Source organism: Lysinibacillus parviboronicapiens (assembly GCF_003049605.2).
Classification (GTDB): Bacteria; Bacillota; Bacilli; order Bacillales_A; family Planococcaceae; genus Lysinibacillus; species Lysinibacillus parviboronicapiens.
Map to the genome: position 1 here is coordinate 275365 of NZ_CP073713.1, position 20260 is coordinate 295624.

Annotated in this window: 13 protein-coding genes, 13 tRNA genes, 2 rRNA genes and 2 riboswitches; of the genes, 26 read left to right on the forward strand and 2 right to left on the reverse strand. The window is 41.0% G+C overall.

From position 1 onward, the window contains the following. Positions 1-7: 7 nt before the first annotated feature. The 16 genes from C9J31_RS01445 (at position 8) to C9J31_RS01520 (ending at position 5923) form a co-directional block, all read left to right on the forward strand. Positions 8-2936 (forward strand): 23S ribosomal RNA (locus C9J31_RS01445). 67 nt (positions 2937-3003) lie between these two features. Next, positions 3004-3119 (forward strand): 5S ribosomal RNA (rrf, locus tag C9J31_RS01450). A gap of 13 nt (positions 3120-3132) precedes the next feature. Beyond that, positions 3133-3208: transfer RNA gene (locus C9J31_RS01455), tRNA-Val, on the forward strand. Positions 3209-3213: 5 nt separating this feature from the next. Beyond that, positions 3214-3289 (forward strand) — tRNA-Thr (locus C9J31_RS01460). A 9-nt stretch (positions 3290-3298) separates the two neighbouring features. Beyond that, positions 3299-3382: transfer RNA gene (locus C9J31_RS01465), tRNA-Tyr, on the forward strand. A 13-nt stretch (positions 3383-3395) separates the two neighbouring features. Continuing rightward, positions 3396-3469 (forward strand) — tRNA-Trp (locus C9J31_RS01470). A 12-nt stretch (positions 3470-3481) separates the two neighbouring features. Continuing rightward, positions 3482-3557, forward strand: a tRNA-His gene (locus tag C9J31_RS01475). A 90-nt stretch (positions 3558-3647) separates the two neighbouring features. Continuing rightward, positions 3648-3740, forward strand: a tRNA-Ser gene (locus tag C9J31_RS01480). A 168-nt stretch (positions 3741-3908) separates the two neighbouring features. Then, a tRNA-Met gene (locus tag C9J31_RS01485) sits at positions 3909-3983 on the forward strand. Positions 3984-3986: 3 nt separating this feature from the next. Continuing rightward, positions 3987-4062, forward strand: a tRNA-Asp gene (locus C9J31_RS01490). 135 nt (positions 4063-4197) lie between these two features. Next, positions 4198-4273, forward strand: a tRNA-Phe gene (locus C9J31_RS01495). 5 nt (positions 4274-4278) lie between these two features. Beyond that, positions 4279-4352: transfer RNA gene (locus tag C9J31_RS01500), tRNA-Gly, on the forward strand. Positions 4353-4356: 4 nt separating this feature from the next. Continuing rightward, positions 4357-4433, forward strand: a tRNA-Ile gene (locus tag C9J31_RS01505). Between the two features lie 4 nt (positions 4434-4437). Beyond that, positions 4438-4514, forward strand: a tRNA-Asn gene (locus C9J31_RS01510). 1 nt (position 4515) lies between these two features. After that, positions 4516-4587: transfer RNA gene (locus tag C9J31_RS01515), tRNA-Glu, on the forward strand. A 289-nt stretch (positions 4588-4876) separates the two neighbouring features. Continuing rightward, positions 4877-5923 (forward strand): nitric oxide synthase oxygenase, encoded by a 1047-nt coding sequence (locus tag C9J31_RS01520; RefSeq protein ID WP_107948570.1) that lies wholly within the window; start codon positions 4877-4879, stop codon positions 5921-5923. 45 nt (positions 5924-5968) lie between these two features. Here the strand turns inward: C9J31_RS01520 and C9J31_RS01525 are convergent, their stop codons facing one another. Beyond that, positions 5969-7174 carry a CynX/NimT family MFS transporter gene (locus C9J31_RS01525; protein WP_107948568.1) on the reverse strand — a complete coding sequence of 402 codons (1206 nt, stop codon included), beginning with the start codon at positions 7172-7174 and terminating at the stop codon, positions 5969-5971. 179 nt (positions 7175-7353) lie between these two features. Next, positions 7354-7530, forward strand: a riboswitch (Lysine riboswitch). Positions 7531-7763: 233 nt separating this feature from the next. Here C9J31_RS01525 and C9J31_RS01530 point away from each other — a divergent pair. The 5 genes from C9J31_RS01530 (at position 7764) to C9J31_RS01550 (ending at position 12796) form a co-directional block, all read left to right on the forward strand. Further along, the gene (locus tag C9J31_RS01530) at positions 7764-9227 is read left to right on the forward strand and encodes an amino acid permease (RefSeq protein WP_107924920.1); all 1464 of its coding nucleotides are present in this window, start codon (positions 7764-7766) and stop codon (positions 9225-9227) included. Between the two features lie 193 nt (positions 9228-9420). Further along, positions 9421-10113 (forward strand): response regulator transcription factor, encoded by a 693-nt coding sequence (locus C9J31_RS01535; RefSeq protein WP_107948566.1) that lies wholly within the window; start codon positions 9421-9423, stop codon positions 10111-10113. Between the two features lie 4 nt (positions 10114-10117). Then, entirely contained in the window at positions 10118-11053 is a 936-nt protein-coding gene (locus C9J31_RS01540) for a sensor histidine kinase (protein ID WP_107948564.1), read from the forward strand. Between the two features lie 137 nt (positions 11054-11190). Next, positions 11191-12114, forward strand: a complete 924-nt coding sequence (locus C9J31_RS01545; RefSeq protein ID WP_107948562.1) for an ABC transporter ATP-binding protein — start codon at positions 11191-11193, stop codon at positions 12112-12114. Beyond that, a complete protein-coding gene (locus C9J31_RS01550) occupies positions 12107-12796 on the forward strand; it encodes an ABC transporter permease subunit (protein ID WP_107948560.1) in 690 nt (229 codons plus the stop codon). The genes C9J31_RS01545 and C9J31_RS01550 overlap by 8 nt, the downstream gene beginning before the upstream one ends. A gap of 96 nt (positions 12797-12892) precedes the next feature. On the opposite strand, the gene C9J31_RS01555 is transcribed toward C9J31_RS01550, so the two are convergent. Continuing rightward, entirely contained in the window at positions 12893-14158 is a 1266-nt protein-coding gene (locus C9J31_RS01555) for an Nramp family divalent metal transporter (protein ID WP_107948558.1), read from the reverse strand. 338 nt (positions 14159-14496) lie between these two features. Between C9J31_RS01555 and C9J31_RS01560 the strand changes: the two genes are divergently transcribed. The 5 genes from C9J31_RS01560 (at position 14497) to C9J31_RS01580 (ending at position 20144) form a co-directional block, all read left to right on the forward strand. Next, a complete protein-coding gene (locus C9J31_RS01560; protein WP_107924925.1) occupies positions 14497-15192 on the forward strand; it encodes a response regulator transcription factor in 696 nt (231 codons plus the stop codon). After that, positions 15182-16474 (forward strand): sensor histidine kinase, encoded by a 1293-nt coding sequence (locus C9J31_RS01565; protein ID WP_107948556.1) that lies wholly within the window; start codon positions 15182-15184, stop codon positions 16472-16474. Before C9J31_RS01560 ends, C9J31_RS01565 begins: the two co-directional genes overlap by 11 nt. Further along, positions 16471-17148, forward strand: coding sequence for a PepSY domain-containing protein (locus C9J31_RS01570; RefSeq protein WP_244854857.1), 678 nt, complete (start codon positions 16471-16473; stop codon positions 17146-17148). Before C9J31_RS01565 ends, C9J31_RS01570 begins: the two co-directional genes overlap by 4 nt. Before the next feature lie 110 nt (positions 17149-17258). After that, on the forward strand, positions 17259-17798 hold the full coding sequence (locus C9J31_RS01575; protein ID WP_107924928.1) for a PepSY domain-containing protein: 540 nt from the start codon (positions 17259-17261) through the stop codon (positions 17796-17798). 197 nt (positions 17799-17995) lie between these two features. Continuing rightward, a riboswitch (cyclic di-AMP (ydaO/yuaA leader) is annotated at positions 17996-18146 on the forward strand. Positions 18147-18320: 174 nt separating this feature from the next. Beyond that, the gene (locus C9J31_RS01580; RefSeq protein ID WP_107948553.1) at positions 18321-20144 is read left to right on the forward strand and encodes an APC family permease; all 1824 of its coding nucleotides are present in this window, start codon (positions 18321-18323) and stop codon (positions 20142-20144) included. Positions 20145-20260: the final 116 nt, after the last annotated feature.

A 20260-nucleotide genomic window follows, 5' to 3' on the forward strand; every position in this document is an offset into this window, starting at 1 on the left:
CGACGTAGGTTAAGTTATTAAGGGCGCACGGCGAATGCCTTGGCACTAGGAGCCGAAGAAGGACGGCACTAACACCGATATGCTTCGGGGAGCTGTAAGTGAGCTTTGATCCGGAGATTTCCGAATGGGGGAACCCACTACGTTTAATCGCGTAGTATCTTGACGTGAATACATAGCGTCTTGAAGGCAGACCCAGGGAACTGAAACATCTAAGTACCTGGAGGAAGAGAAAGAAAAATCGATTCCCTGAGTAGCGGCGAGCGAAACGGGAAGAGCCCAAACCAAGAGGCTTGCCTCTTGGGGTTGTAGGACACTCAATACGGAGTTACAAAAGAATGAGTTAGATGAAGCGACTTGGAAAGGTCCGCCAGAGCAGGTAAAAGCCCTGTAGTCGAAAGTTCATTCCCTCCTGAGTGGATCCTGAGTACGGCGGAACACGTGAAATTCCGTCGGAATCTGGGAGGACCATCTCCCAAGGCTAAATACTACCTAGTGACCGATAGTGAACCAGTACCGTGAGGGAAAGGTGAAAAGCACCCCGGAAGGGGAGTGAAAGAGATCCTGAAACCGTGTGCCTACAAGTAGTTAGAGCCCGTTAATGGGTGATAGCGTGCCTTTTGTAGAATGAACCGGCGAGTTACGATTACGTGCGAGGTTAAGTTTTAGAAGACGGAGCCGCAGCGAAAGCGAGTCTGAATAGGGCGAATTAGTACGTGGTCGTAGACCCGAAACCAGGTGATCTACCCATGTCCAGGGTGAAGGTAAGGTAACACTTACTGGAGGCCCGAACCCACGCACGTTGAAAAGTGCGGGGATGAGGTGTGGGTAGCGGAGAAATTCCAATCGAACCTGGAGATAGCTGGTTCTCTCCGAAATAGCTTTAGGGCTAGCCTCGTGATGAGAATACTGGAGGTAGAGCACTGTTTGGACTAGGGGGCCATCCCGGTTTACCGAATTCAGACAAACTCCGAATGCCAGATATTTATACACGGGAGTCAGACTGCGAGTGATAAGATCCGTAGTCAAAAGGGAAACAGCCCAGACCACCAGCTAAGGTCCCAAAGTAATCGTTAAGTGGAAAAGGATGTGGCGTTGCATAGACAACCAGGATGTTGGCTTAGAAGCAGCCATCATTTAAAGAGTGCGTAATAGCTCACTGGTCGAGTGACGCTGCGCCGAAAATGTATCGGGGCTAAACGATTCACCGAAGCTGTGGATTGACATCTACGATGTCAGTGGTAGGAGAGCGTTCTAAGTGCGTTGAAGTCAGACCGGAAGGACTGGTGGAGCGCTTAGAAGTGAGAATGCCGGTATGAGTAGCGAAAGACGGGTGAGAATCCCGTCCACCGTATGACTAAGGTTTCCTGAGGAAGGCTCGTCCGCTCAGGGTTAGTCGGGACCTAAGCCGAGGCCGATAGGCGTAGGCGATGGACAACAGGTTGATATTCCTGTACCACCTCCTCACCGTTTGAGAAATGGGGGGACGCAGTAGGATAGGGTAAGCGCGCCGTTGGTTGTGCGCGTCCAAGCAGTAAGGCGTGTGTGTAGGCAAATCCGCACACTGTAACGTTGAGCTGTGATGGCGAGTCCTTTAAGGACGAAGTTCCTGATTTCACACTGCCAAGAAAAGCCTCTATCGAGGTGAGAGGTGCCCGTACCGCAAACCGACACAGGTAGTCGAGGAGAGAATCCTAAGGTGTGCGAGAGAACTCTCGTTAAGGAACTCGGCAAAATGACCCCGTAACTTCGGGAGAAGGGGTGCTCTTGAGCGTGCAAGCGCATGAGAGCCGCAGTGAATAGGCCCAGGCGACTGTTTAGCAAAAACACAGGTCTCTGCAAAACCGTAAGGTGACGTATAGGGGCTGACGCCTGCCCGGTGCTGGAAGGTTAAGAGGAGTGGTTAGCGCAAGCGAAGCTGCGAATTGAAGCCCCAGTAAACGGCGGCCGTAACTATAACGGTCCTAAGGTAGCGAAATTCCTTGTCGGGTAAGTTCCGACCCGCACGAAAGGCGTAACGATCTGGGCACTGTCTCAACGAGAGACTCGGTGAAATTATAGTACCTGTGAAGATGCAGGTTACCCGCGACAGGACGGAAAGACCCCGTGGAGCTTTACTGTAGCCTGATATTGAATTTTGGTACAACTTGTACAGGATAGGTAGGAGCCAGAGATCTCGGAGCGCCAGCTTCGAAGGAGGCGTCGGTGGGATACTACCCTGGTTGTATTGAAATTCTAACCCATGCCCCTTAGCGGGGCAGGAGACAGTGTCAGGCGGACAGTTTGACTGGGGCGGTCGCCTCCTAAAAGGTAACGGAGGCGCCCAAAGGTTCCCTCAGAATGGTTGGAAATCATTCGTAGAGTGTAAAGGCACAAGGGAGCTTGACTGCGAGACCTACAAGTCGAGCAGGGTCGAAAGACGGGCTTAGTGATCCGGTGGTTCCGCATGGAAGGGCCATCGCTCAACGGATAAAAGCTACCCCGGGGATAACAGGCTTATCTCCCCCAAGAGTCCACATCGACGGGGAGGTTTGGCACCTCGATGTCGGCTCATCGCATCCTGGGGCTGTAGTCGGTCCCAAGGGTTGGGCTGTTCGCCCATTAAAGCGGTACGCGAGCTGGGTTCAGAACGTCGTGAGACAGTTCGGTCCCTATCCGTCGTGGGCGTAGGAAATTTGAGAGGAGCTGTCCTTAGTACGAGAGGACCGGGATGGACACACCGCTGGTGTACCAGTTGTCTTGCCAAAGGCATCGCTGGGTAGCTATGTGTGGACGGGATAAGTGCTGAAAGCATCTAAGCATGAAGCCCCCCTCAAGATGAGATTTCCCATTACGCAAGTAAGTAAGATCCCTCAAAGACGATGAGGTAGATAGGTTCGAGGTGGAAGTGTGGTGACACATGGAGCTGACGAATACTAATCGATCGAGGACTTAACCAAAATGTTTGAAACATTCAATGCACCGTTTATCCAGTTTTGAAAGAATAAGTTCTTTTAACTAAATAAGTGAAGTGATGATGGCAAAGAGGTCACACCCGTTCCCATACCGAACACGGAAGTTAAGCTCTTTAGCGCCGATGGTAGTTGGGGGCTTCCCCCTGCGAGAGTAGGACGTCGCTTCGCTTATTTTTTATGTGGAGGATTAGCTCAGCTGGGAGAGCATCTGCCTTACAAGCAGAGGGTCGGCGGTTCGAGCCCGTCATCCTCCACCATTTTTGCCGGTGTAGCTCAGTTGGTAGAGCAACTGACTTGTAATCAGTAGGTCGTGGGTTCGACTCCTATCGCCGGCACCATGTATTGCCGGAGGGGTAGCGAAGTGGCTAAACGCGGCGGACTGTAAATCCGCTCCTTAGGGTTCGGCGGTTCGAATCCGTCCCCCTCCACCAGTTTTTAATTCATAGGGGCATAGTTCAACGGTAGAATAGAGGTCTCCAAAACCTTTGGTGTGGGTTCGATTCCTACTGCCCCTGCCAATTAATTTCATGGCGGTTGTGGCGAAGTGGTTAACGCACCTGATTGTGGTTCAGGCATTCGTGGGTTCGATTCCCATCAGTCGCCCCATTTTAGAATATTGCAAGTTGTAAGCCAATGAATTTTGATTTATTATAAAAAGGTTCAGGTCTACAAAATCCACCATTTATATATTGTTACGGAGGTATACCCAAGTCTGGCTGAAGGGATCGGTCTTGAAAACCGACAGGCGGGTAACACCGCGCGGGGGTTCGAATCCCTCTACCTCCTCCAGTTTATATTTTATAAATGGTGTTCTAAAAGCTCGGTATAAATAATATTGTCGTGGGGTGGAGCAAATCGCAATACGAATATTGCGATTAACGTCGACGCAAGCAAAGCGTGGAAGACGTCATCTTACATTAAGCGTATCATCATGTTATTTATAACGATTCATATTATCGCGGGGTGGAGCAGTGGTAGCTCGTCGGGCTCATAACCCGAAGGTCGTTGGTTCAAATCCGGCCCCCGCAACCAAATGGTCCCGTGGTGTAGCGGTTAACATGCCTGCCTGTCACGCAGGAGATCGCCGGTTCGATCCCGGTCGGGACCGCCATTTTTATAATAAGAGATTCATGATAAGCAAAAAGATTGAAGAAGCAAACGAGTGCATGAAGGAGCGTACTTAAGTACGTGACTGAATAAACGAGACTGGCTGATAAAGATATTTGCAGCTTAGCATGGAACGTATGGGTCAGTAGCTCAGTTGGTAGAGCATTAGATTGAAGCTCTAAGTGTCGGCGGTTCGATTCCGTCCTGACCCACCATATATGCGGGTGTAGTTTAATGGTAAAACCTCAGCCTTCCAAGCTGATGTCGTGAGTTCGATTCTCATCACCCGCTCCAAAATGGGCCTATAGCTCAGCTGGTTAGAGCGCACGCCTGATAAGCGTGAGGTCGATGGTTCGAGTCCATTTAGGCCCACCATTATTCCGAAGTAGCTCAGTTGGTAGTAGCACCTGACTGTTAATCAGGTTGTCGCAGGTTCGAGTCCTGCCTTCGGAGCCATGGCCCCTTGGTCAAGCGGTTAAGACACCGCCCTTTCACGGCGGTAACACGGGTTCGAATCCCGTAGGGGTCATCAAGCATGTAGCATGTTGTTGCTATATGCTTTTTTTTGATTTTTTTGTGTCCTACGTGAGTTTACGCCTACAGTTATAGATTGTAGAGGGGTATAACAATCTTTTTCATCATTCTTTAATGGAGATAAAGTCTAAGATTTTATAGTGGCAAAAATATAATTGAAAAAAGTATGAGCTTAAATTTGAACAAAGTATTTCATATATGCAATATGTATGTTTTCTAGTAGATTTTTTCATGGTGAATCCTGTGCCATTGTTCTAATATGAGAATAGATGGAGGAAATCGACATGAATTTACTAGAGGTACAGCGGTTTTTAGCACTTTATCAATCAGAACAAAATGAGTCCGAAACATGGCTGGCAAATAGATTACAACAGGTGGAATCTGAAGGGGAGTATAACCCGACAACAGAAGAATTAGTTTTTGGAGCACGGGTAGCATGGCGTAACAGTAATAAATGCATTGGTCGTTTATTTTGGCAATCGCTACATGTTGTTGATGCACGTGATATCTTAGATGAGCAGTCCATTTTTGAAACTTTGCTGGCACATATTCAGTATGCAACAAATGATGGGAAAATCCGTCCGACAATTACGGTGTTTGCACCAGAACGTGTGCGTATATGGAATCATCAGCTTATTCGTTATGCAGGCTATGAAACGCAAGAGGGAATCGTTGGTGATTCACATTCTATCGCTTTCACAAAAATATGCAAATCGCTAGGCTGGCAAGGTGAGGGAACAGCGTTTGATGTATTGCCCCTGATTGTGCAAGTAGATCAGCGAACACCACAATTATTTACAATCCCACCTGAATATATTTTAGAAGTCCCTATTCGTCATCCACAATATTCAAAGGTCGAGGCGCTTGACTTAAAATGGTATGCTGTACCAATTATATCGAGCATGCGCTTTCAGATGGCAGGAATTGATTTTCAAGCGGCACCATTTAATGGCTGGTATATGGGCACAGAGATTGGTGCACGCAATTTAGCCGATCACGATCGCTATAACATGCTACCAGCAATAGCAGAAATATTTGGGTTGGATATGACAAAGCAGGTATCACTATGGAGAGATCGTGCATTAGTTGAGTTGAATATTGCAGTGCTGCATTCCTTTAAAGAAGACGGCGTTAGCATAGTGGATCATCACACGGCAGCACAACAGTTTAAGCTATTTGAAGAAGCAGAAGAGAAGGCAGGACGAGAGCTAACAGGTAACTGGGCATGGCTACTTCCGCCACTATCGCCCGCTGCAACACATATCTTTCATAAGCCTTTCGTCAATGTTTACAATACGCCAAACTATTTTTATCAGAAGCCCCCTTACTGAATAGAACAGGCAGCACATCACAAGCACATGAGCTGCCTTTTTTATTTAATTCACATATTCATTCTTAGATGCTCTCATAGAGCAGAAGAAGAGTAGTAATGCCACCACAACGAAGAGCCAGCCAGCGATGTTCCAGCCTCCAAATAAATCATGCAGATAACCAAATAAGATTGGTCCAACTGCTGCTAGTAAATAACCAATAGATTGTGCAAAGCCAGATAAATCAGCTGCTTCGTAGGCCGTGCGTGTACGTAGAGTGAAAAACATCATGGCTAACGCAAATGAAGCTCCCCCGGCTAAGCCAAGAAGCATCATCCAAAGAACTGCAAGACTTGTCCATTCCATTACTAAACCAATAAAGCCAATAACATAAAACACTGTAAAAATTATGACAAGAGGACGTTGGGATTTCATTTTGCTTGCAATAATAGGTACAACTAGCGCCATAGGTATCTGTGAAAACTGCATTGTTGAAAACATCCAGCCAGCACGATCGGCAGCGAGTCCTTGGGCAATATAAATTTCAGGTATCCATGCCGCCGTTGTATAAAATATGAGTGATTGTAACCCCATTGCCCCCGTTACAGCCCAAGTTACCGGTGATTTCCATAATGGTATACGCGCTTTCGTAGATACGAAAGCAACTTCAGGTTTATTCGATTTTAATTGTGGTATCCAAACTATAATGGTAAAGACAACTAGAATAAGAGCTATTGCGAGAGCTCCTTGCCAACCAAGAAAAGAATTGGCTACTGGATAACTAACACCAGCCCCTACACCTGCTGACAGGTTCATAGACACTGTGAAGAATGCCATTAGTAAACCGACGTGGTAAGGAAATTTCAGTTTCAGTAAACCTGGTATAAGCACATTACCAAAAGAAATCGCAACCCCAATTAGTACGGTTCCGAGAACGAGTAGTGCAGTTGTACCAAGGGATCGAGTGATAATGCCAAATGCTAATAAAATTGTTGATAAAAACAATGTCAATTCTAAACCTAATTTGCGTGCAATGACTGGGGCAAATGGTGATATAATCGCAAACGCTAGTAATGGAATTGTTGTCAAAAAGCCGGCGAGTACGTTGGAAATGCCAAGGCCTTCACGAATGAAGGAAATAATTGGACCAACGACAGTTAGTGGCATCCGTAGTGTAGAAGCTATAAAAATAACACCAATGACAAGTAATAGCGTTTTTCCCTTCCAGCTAATTTTTTTGCTAGGATAAGTAGCATGTTCATTAGTTGCCAAAATAAGTCCTCCTTGAATTAAAACAATAATAATTCGAACAACTATACCACTTTACCACGTTATTAAAAATAGTAGAAAATTCTTAAAATATTGAATACTACTATTGTTATTGAAATGTCTAAGGTCGTATGATAAACTGAGTAACATCATAAATTTAATAATTATATGCCTCATGTTTGTATTGAGGTAGAGGTCGCGGTGTTTATAAGTATGCTAACGGAAATGACAAGCATTAAAGATGTTAGCTGAAAGGAAATACCGCCGAAGTGTGAGGGGACTTGAAAACCTCATGCTGGGGCTGTTTCCGAAAGGAACAGAACTGTCACGTTGGAATGACGTGTTGCGCTATCATTTGAAAGAACTGGGGATTAACTTAGCCATCACAACGTTCATACGTTTATGTGATGGCGTTTTTTATTTCTTTACGGTAGGTATGTGATTACCTACTGACTAAAGTAGAATCTCCGCTGACTGATAGGTACGCATTTTACTGTACCTAATTCGCCAATGTTATGATGTGTGAACACAATGGGTACAATTACGTCGAGGTGAATATGAGTACCTCTTATAAAAGGAAGGAAGCTTTAACGTGAGTGAAATAAAAGTTAATCAGCTTGGACATAAACCGCCAAAGCTAAAAAAAGAATTAAAAAGTCGTCATATAACAATGATTTCGCTAGGCGGCACAATTGGTACTGGACTATTTTTGGCAAGTGGTGGTGCCATTGCACAGGCAGGCCCTGGTGGCGCACTACTTGCTTACGCCTTAATCGGTATTATGGTGTATTTTTTAATGACAAGCCTAGGGGAAATGGCTGCCTACATGCCATCCTCGGGTTCGTTTAGTACGTATGCCAGTAAATTTGTAGATCCAGCACTAGGTTTTGCACTTGGTTGGAATTACTGGTATAACTGGGCCATTACGATCGCAGCAGAAATTGCGGCTGTCTCACTAATCATGAAATACTGGTTCCCAGATAGCTCGTCAGCACTTTGGACAGTATTGTTTATTGCTATAGTACTATCATTTAATCTTCTATCAGTAAAAAGCTACGGTGAGAGTGAATATTGGTTTGCAATGATAAAGGTTGCAACGGTTATTATCTTCATTATTGTCAGTATTCTGATGATATTTGGTATTTTGGGCGGGCAAGCACCCGTCGGCTTCACGAATTTCTTCATTAGTGATGGGCCTTTCCATGGTGGCTTCCTTGCTACATTTGGTATTTTCTTAGCAGCGGGATTCTCGTTCCAAGGGACAGAGCTACTTGGTATTACGGCTGGGGAAACAGATGACCCAGGGAAAAATATTCCTAAAGCAGTGAAATCTGTGTTCTGGCGTATTATTTTATTCTATATTTTAGCGATTGCAGCCATTGGGATGCTTATTCCGTTTACAGATGCACGTTTACTATCTGAAGACATTGCAGTCTCTCCATTTACACTAGTATTTGATCGATTAGGTATCGCCTTTGCAGCTTCACTGATGAATGCCATTATTTTAACAGCTATGCTTTCAGCGGGAAATTCAGGGCTCTATGCGTCATCGCGTATGCTATGGCAATTAGCTGTTGATGGACATGCACCGAAAGTCTTCATGAAGTTAAGTCGCCGTGGAATACCAATTTATGCTTTAATGGCGACATTAGCAGTAGGCAGTCTTGCGTTTCTAGCGTCCTTTTTTGGTGATGGGGTTGTCTATATATGGCTGCTTAATGCCTCGGGTATGTCAGGCTTTATCGCATGGCTCGGTATCGCCTATAGCCACTACCGTTTCCGTAGAGCTTTCGAGGCTCAAGGTCTAGATTCGAAATTACTACCCTATAAAGCGAAGCTATATCCATTTGGTCCGATTTTTGCCTTTACAGTGTGTATGATTGTTGTAGTCGGTCAAAACTACACAGCCTTTACAGGTGAAACAATTGACTGGTATGGCATACTGGTTTCATATATTGGAATACCGCTGTTTTTAGCATTATGGATTGGCTTTAAAGTAAAAAATAAAACGAAAATGATTCCACTTAAGGATTGTGATTTGAACGTGGAAAAATAGCTAATGGAGCTATCCTGTAAGTCATTGTAAAATGGCTAATAGGATAGCTTTTTTGGTAGTAAATAAAATAATCCTAAATTTCTTTAATATGGTAAGGTATTATAGATACGGAAGGTTAAATAGACATTTGTTTAGATATGATCTGTTTATTATACATAAAAAGTTTCTCTTAAGAAGAGAAGAGGTGCACATTATGCAAAAACATATATTACTAGTAGAAGACGATGAAGCCATCCAAGAAATGGTGGAAAAATTTTTATTGATGGAGGGATTTCTCGTTTCCTCTGTTTCAAATGGTGAAGAAGCTGTACAACAATGTTTAAGTACTTCGTTTGATTTAGTCATTTTGGATATTATGATACCAAAACTTGATGGATTAGAAGTTTTAAAGATTATTCGTCAGCAAGAGGCACTTCCAATTATTATTATGTCTGCAAAAGATAGTGATGTCGATAAAGCGCTAGGATTAGGGTTGGGAGCAGACGATTATATTGCAAAGCCGTTTTCAATGTTGGAGTTTTCAGCGAGGGTAAAAGCGGCGATTAGACGAGCGACCAAGTATTCGAATCAGATTGAAGAAAAGCAAGATGTATTAATCGTCGGTGATTTATCAATTAATGTAACTAATTTTTCAGTTGAAAAAAATCAGCAAATAGTAAAACTTACCTCAAAGGAGTTTGGAATTTTAAAGCTGTTTGCCACAAATCGTAATCGAGTATTTACAAAGCAGCAAATCTATCAGCAGATTTGGAATGATGAATATTATGGTGATGAAAATATTATCAATGTCCATATAAGAAGGCTACGAGAAAAAATTGAAGATGATCCATCCAATCCCCAATATATTAAGACATTATGGGGAATTGGCTATAAGTTAGAAGGTTGATTGTATGGTTTTGTTGTTATCTATGATTATTGTATTACTCATTGGGATTATTGGTTTTCAGGTCAAAGAAAAGAAAAAACAAAATGCTACTATTTATTACATGCATAATAAGCTGCAATCAATAATGACAGAACAAACAAATGAGAAAATTTTAGTTTCGACGACGAATGGTGAAATAAAGCAATTACTGAATGCCATGAATACATTACTTAATCATAATCAAAGAATATTGGCCACGCATCGAAAAATGGAAGGTTCTATGAAAAAGATGCTTGCTAATATTTCACATGATCTCAAAACACCACTGACAGTAGTCCTAGGCTATATTGAGATACTTCAACTAGACAAGCCAATCAGCAATGACGAGCGGCAAAGATTGCTGGCAGGTGTTCATACAAAAACACTGGAGGTATTGAGCATTATTCATTCCTTTTTCGATCTTGCTAAAATTGAAGCGGGCGATACCGATTATCCTATAACCAAAATAAATGTAAGTGAAATATGTAGAAAAAATATCCTCTCATTATACGATTTAGTGACGTCAAAGGGGCTAGAAATTGACATTGATATTCCAGAAAAACCGATTTTTGCACTTGGTAATGAGGAAGCGCTAGATAGAATATTGAACAATTTACTGTCCAATGCACTTGCTTATGGCGCAGAAGGAAATATGATTGGAATAGTTGTAAGAAAGGATAGTGCAAATATTTATATAGACGTTTGGGATCGTGGGGAGGGGATCAATGAATACCAAGCTGATTATGTTTTTGAAAGAATGTATACACTTGAAGATTCAAGAAATAAATCATTTCAAGGGAGTGGGCTTGGCTTAACGATAACGAAGCGACTTGTAGAAATAATGAATGGCTCCATTCATCTTTCAAGTATCCCCTATGAGAAAACAATTTTTACTGTTTCTTTAAAAAGAATGACATATTAAGCAACTCTGCTTGTAGAGCTGATAATGCTCTACAGGCTTTTCTTCTGCATTTAAGAAATAAGTAAGAATTGAGTAATAAAATAGAGAGTTTTACTTTTTATAATAAAGAAAGACACATACTTAGGGGGGATTTAAAAATGACTTATATTGTAAAGACTAATCAGCTTACAAAAGTATATGAGGGTAATGAAGTTGTAGCGAATGTCAATTTGCATGTGAAGAAGGGGGAGATATACGGTTTTTTGGGTCCCAATGGTGCAGGGAAAACGACAGTAATGAAAATGTTAACAAACCTTATTAAGCCAACAAGTGGGGATATCGAAATTTTTGGTGAAAAATTAACAGATCAATCCTACGAAGTGCTAAAAAGGATGGGAACTATTATAGAATATCCAATTTTCTACGAGAAATTAACGGCTAGGGAAACCTTGGAACTGCATTGTGAATATATGGGTTATTACAATAAAAATGAAATTAGTCATGTACTTGATTTAGTAAAGCTAACAAATACGGATAAGAAACGTGTAAAAGACTTTTCACTTGGTATGAAACAGCGATTGGGCATTGCACGAGCAATTATTACAAAACCAGAATTACTTATCTTGGATGAGCCAATTAACGGTCTTGATCCAATTGGAATTAAGGAGCTTCGTGAGTTATTCATGATGCTTTGTAAAGAATATGGCATAACAATTATAGTTTCTAGTCACATTTTAGGAGAAATTGAACAATTAGCTGACACGATTGGTGTAATTAATAATGGTAGATTAATAACAGAGGTATCAATGGATAATGTCAACCGTAGCCAAACAGAGTATATTGAAATGTTTGTGAGTGATGGGAAGAAAGCTGCTTTCATTTTAGAGAATAAATTAAAGATAACAAACTTTAAACTAATTGATGGGCATTGTATTCGGATTTATGAAACGTCCACTTCTCAAAAGGATATTTCAAAAACATTCATTGAACATGATATTGATATTGAAGGAATTAGCAAGAAAACAAGCTCATTAGAAGATTATTTCTTAAAAATAATTAATGGGGGTGTAGTAAGTGCTTAATTTAATGCGTTTAGAGATGAAGAAGTATCAGTTAGGCTCCTATGTAAAAGCAGCTATCATTGCAAATTTCGTCATAGCAGGTTTTATGTTTATGATCCTGTTTATCTCGAAAATAGAAGAAGATAGTGCTATCGAAAACTATCAGATAGCACTAACTGTCATTGACTCTTTTGTAAGAGGTGTATTTATTGTCTTTGCTGCTACATTAATTGCCAAACTGATTATTGGAGAATATAAAAATCGAACAATCACTACAGCATTTATGTATCCGATAAAGAGAAAAAAATTGATTGCCGCCAAGCTTGCAATTGTCATTATATTTACATTCGTTGCTATTATTGTTTCTAATGTATTTATTACTACTATATTTTGTTTGGTTAGTACGACCTATCAATTAATCCCAGATACGTTAACAACGACAGTGATTATGCAACAAATCCCTTCCATGTTTATGAACGCTATTGCAGCAACAGGAATGTCTCTAATCCCTTTGTACTTTGGTATGAAAAAATATTCGATTCCAACAACAATACTTTCATCCTTATTAATTGTCATGGTCGTATCCTCTAATACGGGTAACTTTTCTTTAAATGACATTATAGTTATCCCGATAACATTAGCAATCATCGGTATTATCATTGCCTACTTATCCATTCGAAATATTGAAAGTGTAGATGTTTAAGGTGCCTGGCACCCAAACAATTCTGACAATTTAACATAATAGCCCCTGAGCCAGGAACTTTAACAATGTTACTTTGTTAGAGTTTCTGGCATTTTTTTATGCAAATATAGTTTCCCATAATAAATAAATATTTAGCGCAACAACTATTACTACCACAATCCAACCTAGTCCAGTTGTTACACGATGATTGACAAGACTGCCCATAATGTCTCTTTTACTTGTAAACATGACAAGAGGCACAAGAGCAAAAGCAATACCAAATGATAGAATGACTTGACTTAGCACAAGTGCATAAGTAGCATTGACGCCAGATGCAATAATGGCAATTGGGGGAATCATAGTAATTGCTCGGCGTAAGTACAATGGAATTTTTCTTCGAATAAAGCCCTGCATAACTACGTCCCCTGCTAATGTCCCGACAGAAGAACTTGCCAGCCCTGCAATGAGAAGCCCAAGCCCAAAGGAGACTGCTGCCATCGGGCCAAGTGCATCACGTAATCCGTTATAGGCTATATCTAAATCCTCTACTACTAATCCTTGTGTATGGAACACAGCTGCTGCAATGATTAACATACTCATATTAATCGCACCAGCAATAACCATCGCAATGACAATATCGATAAACTCAAAGCGGAAAATTCTGCGTTTTTCCCCGTCATTTCGCCCAACAACACGGCTTTGTGTTAATGAAGAATGTAAATAAATAGCGTGTGGCATAACCGTCGCGCCTAAAATACCTGTTGCAAGTAATAGAGAGTCAACACCTTCAAATTGTGGTGTAAAAATTCCTATTGCTACATCGCCCCAATTCGGTTGCGCTAAAAATGTTTGGAAAGCGAATGCTAATACGACAATTAACACCATACCAGAAATACCTGCCTCAAATGCTTTAAAACCTCTACGTTGTAATTCTAGAATAGCAAATGACCCGACTGCGGTAATAAGTGCGGCTGGAAGCATCGGAATGTTAAACAATAAGTAAAGGCCGAGTGCTGCTCCAATGAACTCCGCAAGATCAGTTGCGATGATAACCAATTCAGCTTGTATCCATAGAAAGATTGATGTTTTTTTAGAAAAGTGCTCACGTGAGACTTCCGGTAAATTCTTTCCAGTCGCTATGCCTAATTTTGCTGATAATGATTGAATGAGTACAGCCATTAAATTTGAAAATGCGATGACCCACAGAAGTAAATAACCGTACTGTGAGCCAGCCGTAATATTTGTTGCAAAGTTGCCAGGATCTATATAGGCAACAGCTGCGATGAAGGCTGGGCCAAGGAAGGGGAGAATGCGTCTCCAACCTTTAATATCGCCATCTAAAACCGCCTCAGCTGTCGGCTTAATATTGCGTTTATAAACCATAACGTTCCCTCGTTTCAAAAAGTATCTCAAAAGAAATAAAGTTTCCCTAAGGAAAGATAATATACTACTATTCTATAGCTAGAACTGATAAATGTGAAGTTGTTTGCTCATTTCTAAAAAAAAAATTAGATGACAGCAAAGTTTCATTGCTCTAAGGTACCTCTCTTCCTAAGGTAGATGTTGCAGTCCTAGCGGGGGATTTCTATGTTTTACTCTAAGGTGTTTAAGGATGACATGTTTTGATGTCACTGTTCTTCACTGTTCTCATCATTTTCTAATTAGACTTTGACACCCAATGTAGTTTACGATGAAAAGAAAACGGTGAGGAATGACACCACATGACGAATCGAATATTAATTATAGAAGACGAAGAAAGCATTGCTCGTGTATTGCAATTAGAGCTTCAATTTGAGGGTTATGAGGCAGAAATGGCTCATACGGGAACGGACGGCTTGCTGAAATATCGTGAACAACAATGGGACTTGATCCTTCTGGATGTCATGTTGCCGGAGATGAGCGGGATTGATGTACTAAAGCGTATTCGTGCAACAGAGTTGCAAACACCTGTTATTATGCTTACAGCTAAAAGTGATGTTGAGGATAAGGTAAAGGGCCTGGACTTGGGGGCGAATGATTATATAACAAAGCCATTTGAAATTGAAGAATTACTCGCTCGTATTCGGACAGCATTAAGATTTTCACAAAAAATTAATGGCCAAGAAGTAGCACAACTGTATGGACAGTTATCTATCGATGAACAAACAAGAGAGGTTGTTTATTACGGTAACAATGTACAACTAACACCACGTGAGTATGACCTACTTTTATATTTACTGAAGCACCCTAAGCAAGTACTAACGCGGGAGCAGATTTTAGAGGCTGTATGGGGCTACGATTATTACGGTGATACGAATGTTGTAGATGTCTATATTCGTTATGTACGTCACAAGCTTGAAACTGCTAGCAATGAGCCAATAATCCATACGGTGCGCGGTGTTGGGTATGTGCTAAAGGAGCACAAGCATGAGACTTAAAACAAAAATCCATCTGCTCACAACGCTATTGATGTTGGTGATTTTAGTAGCGACTAACAGTGGCATTTACTTTTTATATGAGAAACTTGCTGATAATACTGAAGAAAAGCAGCTACAGCAGCGTGCAGATGAGCTCAGTACCGCACTCAGTCAACTAGATGAACAAAGCAATTTGCAGCAGGTTTTACGCGCATATATGCCAACGGACGGAGCTGTTTATATCTATGATGGAGAGCAGTTGAAGATGAAGGTACAAACGACACTAAATATGCCGGACGTACCTTACATTACGTATGATATGCCTGTAATTTGGACTGATGGGACTGTAGTACAAGTTGAGTTAATGCAGTCAATGGAAGAAGTAGCTAACATGATGGGCCTACTTAAAATCATTTTAGTCGTGGTAACACTGGTGGCAATGATTCCTATCTTTTTAGCGAGCCTTGCGCTTAGTAATTTGATTTTACAGCCGCTTGAACGATTAAGTCAGACAATGAAAAAAAGCGCTGAGACAGGGACATATGAAAAAATTGAAATCCTCGATAAAAATCGTGATGAGCTTACTGAAATTAGCTATACATTTAATGGCATGATGGAAAAGCTTGAACAGCACTACCAAAAACAACAGCAGTTTGTCTCGAATGCTTCACACGAGTTAAAAACACCTATTACAGTTATTGAAAGCTATGCAAAATTACTGTTACGTAGAGGTTTTGACAATAAAGAAGTCGCACAAGAATCTCTCCAAGCGATTGTAAATGAATCCGCGCGTATGCATGAAATGGTGCTACAATTATTAGATTTAGCGAAAAACAAAGAGCACCTTGCTGTGCATTATGTACAATTAGAGCTTAATCCGTTACTAAAAAAGGCTGCGTCACAAATGCAACAAGCGTATCATCGCTCATTTATTGTTGATACAGAGATGCCCAAATATATTTATAGTGATGAGAAAATAGTGAAGCAACTTCTTTTCATTTTGCTTGATAATGCGCGCAAATACAGCGATGGTGAGGTACAGTTACGTGCAACAGAAACCCCAAGCCATGTCCTTATCACCATTCAGGATTTTGGTATCGGTATTCCAGAAGCACATATCCCACATTTATTTGAGCGCTTTTATCGAGTAGCAGAGGACCGCAATCGAAAAACTGGAGGTACAGGTTTAGGGCTAGCTATTGCGCAGGAGCTTGCCGATCAGCTAGCTATTACAATTGAGGTCAAAAGTATAGTTGGGAAGGGTTCTTCCTTTACACTGCACGTGCCGAAGGAGGAGCAATGATGAAAAAATGGACGATTCCAGTTTCGATAATGATCATTTTATGCAGTTTTTCACTATGGTTTCTGCAAGATCGTTTCTTTCGCGATAAACCGCTAGGAGAAGCAGAGGCAATTTCACGTATCGAAGAGCTTTATAATGGACAAGTGGAGCATATTAAGAAAAGAGGAGAGAACTACGAAATAGTTTTTTTCCGAGGTGGTGCTACCTATGCTATTGAGTTGAATCAGCATACACAACAGGTAAGTAATTTAAAAATTAAAAAGCCCGCTAATAAACTGCTCACAGAGCAAGAAATTCGGCCAAGAGCATTAGCCCATACTCCTGGTGTGATAGACAGTGTAACCTTAACTGACACTACCTATATGGTGCAAATTAAGAAAGAAGATATGGTGAAAAAGCTTACGCTTGATGCTTATACTGGAAAGGTATTAACAGAGGTAGAGGTGCAGCAGGCGACAGAGCCTGATGAAGGAACAAGTGTAATTTCCAAGCAGCAGGCGATTCAAATTGCCTTACAGCAGCTAAATGGCGAAGTTGATTCGGTTGATTATGAGAAAACAGAAGATGGCGGTTATTACTTAGTGGAAATCGAAACCGACAAGGATGAGGCTGTTTTTCAAATACATGCAGTTTCTGGTAAAGTGTTGTCAGTTACTTGGGACAACGATCATTAAAGAGCTGATATAAAGAAAAAGGTCTTCTCATGAAATTCTAATCTTTCTCTTATTGTCCTATCATCTTTACTTGATAAGCTAAGGATAGATAAAACAAAGGAGAGATGGATATGAAAAAGATCGTTATAATTCCGGCAATAGTTGGTGTCCTTGGCATTGGTGCGGTAATTGGCTCGACATCTTTATTAACAGGGAATGCACAAGAGAAAAAGATTCTAACAATGCAAGAAATTGAGAAAAAGGCATTATCAGTAGTAAATGGTACGGTGTCAGACATCGAATTCGAAAAGAATCGTTACAATTCTGTATACGAAGTAGAGGTTCGCACTGAAACGGAAGAATATGACTTGAAATTCGATGCCGTTACAGGAAAGTTGTTGAAGCAAAAGAAAGAACGATTAGACAATGATGATTTAGATGACGATATGGGGGGAAATCTCCAAGCTACGACTAACACTACAGCAACTACAATAACAAAAGAGCAGGCAATAGAAAAAGCTTTAACGAAGGCAAAGGGTACAGTGACAAAAATCAAGATGGATGATGGCGTTTATGAAATTGAAATCGTAGACGGACAGCTTGAATATGAAATAGACATCAATGCTTTGACAGGCGAAATTGTGAGTTTTGAACAAGATATTGAAGATTAAAATCGGACAGCTACCTTAAAAGTGAGTGTATACTTTTAAGGTAGTTTTTTACGTTAAGAAGGGGATGGAAATCGTTCAGCCCTCTTTGTTGGCTAAGGTACTGATAAGCTATCTTAAAAAAATATACAATACCTATACTTTTCACCTTTACTTTTTCAATTGACAAGCGTAATATGACATCATTATAAAAGTTTCAAATTTCTAAATCGCTGAAGCAAATAGACGCGGGGGAACCAATTTCGTGGATTGTATAGGCAATCCTTGGGGTGAATCTCTTTATTACTGAAGAGTAGGGCTACTCATGGCCCGAATCCGACAGCTAACCCCGTAAGCGTTAAGAGCAGAAAAATTGAAGCTTGCAGACGAAAAAACGTCTACAAGTCGTATTTAGTGATGACTTGTAGACGTTTTTTATCTTCATTCAGCTATCGTGTTGTAGTATTGAAGCGGTAGCAAGCCTGTCTAAGCGAATATTGATTTAGAAACGAGAAACACACTCTATGAAACTAGAAGGTGTTTAGTATGGGATCTTCATTCAAACGTTATGTTATCGGAAAACCTTTAAAATCCGATGCACTCGGGGAACAAAAGCTTAGTAAAACAAAGGCGCTTGCTATCTTATCATCGGATGCGTTGTCATCTGTTGCGTACGGACCAGAGCAAATTTTATTAGTGCTCATGACAGTAAGTACGGTTGCATTTTGGTATTCTTTACCGATAGCATTCGGAGTAGCAGTGCTGCTCGTGGCACTCATCTTATCGTATCGTCAGGTTATTTTTGCCTATCCACATGGTGGTGGGGCATATGTCGTCTCTCGTGAAAATTTAGGTGTCAATGCAGGTCTTGTAGCAGGTGGTTCACTACTCGTGGATTATATATTAACAGTTGCTGTTAGTGTTTCTGCGGGAACGGATGCTATTACTTCGGCCTTCCCAAGCTTACATGCATATAACGTAGTCATTGCTGTGTTTTTTGTTATTTGTTTAACGCTTTTAAATCTACGAGGTGTTACAGAATCTGCATCCATTTTAGCTTACCCTGTATACCTATTTGTAGCAGTAATGCTGCTATTAATTGCAGTAGGGATTTATAATGTAGCAACAGGGCAAGTACCCGCAGATCTCCATCCAAAAATAGGTACACCAGTTGCGGGGATTAGCCTGTTTCTATTATTAAAGGCATTTGCTTCAGGTAGTTCTGCTCTGACAGGTGTAGAAGCAATTTCTAATGCCATACCAAATTTTAAAAATCCTGCTCCCACAAATGCAGCTAAAACTTTACTAGCAATGGGAGGCATTTTAGCGGTGCTATTTATTGGTATCGTGAGTCTAGCCTATTTCTATGGAGTGGTACCAAATGAACAGGCAACAGTGGTATCACAAATTGCAGAGGCGAGTGTTGGGCGCAATATGTTTTACTATATTGTGCAAGGAACAACTGCAATGATATTGGTGCTTGCTGCCAATACAGGTTATTCAGCTTTTCCGTTACTTGCGGTAAATTTATCGAAGGACGGCTTTATTCCAAGAATATTTCAAATTCGTGGGGATCGTCTTGGCTATTCGAATGGCATTTTGATGCTTGGGGCAGCAGCAATTGTGCTAATTATTTTGTTTGATGGGACAACAGAGCTTTTAATTCCACTTTATGCAGTGGGTGTTTTTATCCCGTTTACATTAGCCCAGACAGGTATGATTCGAAAATGGTGGCGTGAAAAGCCAAGTGGCTGGATGGCAAAATTTACTGTGAATACGATTGGTGCAGCGATTTCATTTATTGTTGCGATGATGTTTTTTGTGACAAAGTTAGCCCAAGTATGGCCAGTATTTATATTTTTACCAATTATTATTGGGCTGTTTCATCGCATTAAGCTACATTATGATGCAGTGGGAGAACAGCTCAGATTAGATCATGGAGCATTACCGAATGTAGAGGGCAATGTCTTTATTGTGCCAGTAGCGGGCATTACTAAAGTGGTAGAAAACTCATTGCATTATGCGCAGTCGCTAAAGGTAGAGAAAATTATTGCCTTCTATGTGGCATTCGATCAAGCAGATGCAAAAGCATTTGAAGAGAAATGGAAGGCTTGGAAACCAGATGTGCGACTTGTCACTTACTATTCGCAGTATCGTAGTATTACACAACCATTGAAAAAATTTATCGACAAGGTTGAACATCAATATGCGAAAACAGATTATCAAGTTACAGTTGTCATTCCACAATTTTTACCGAAAAAAGGTTGGCATCATATGTTACACAATCAATCGAGTCTATTAATTCGTACATCGCTGTTATTTCACAAAAATGTCGTCATTATGACAGTACCTTTCCATTTATCAAAATAATGACTAGCATGGTCGAAAATAGTCTGATATAATCAGAACATTGATGTGAAACACGAACGTTCACTGTCAAAAAGTGCAGGAATACCAGTTAATTCCGAAAATTTAAAATAATCCTA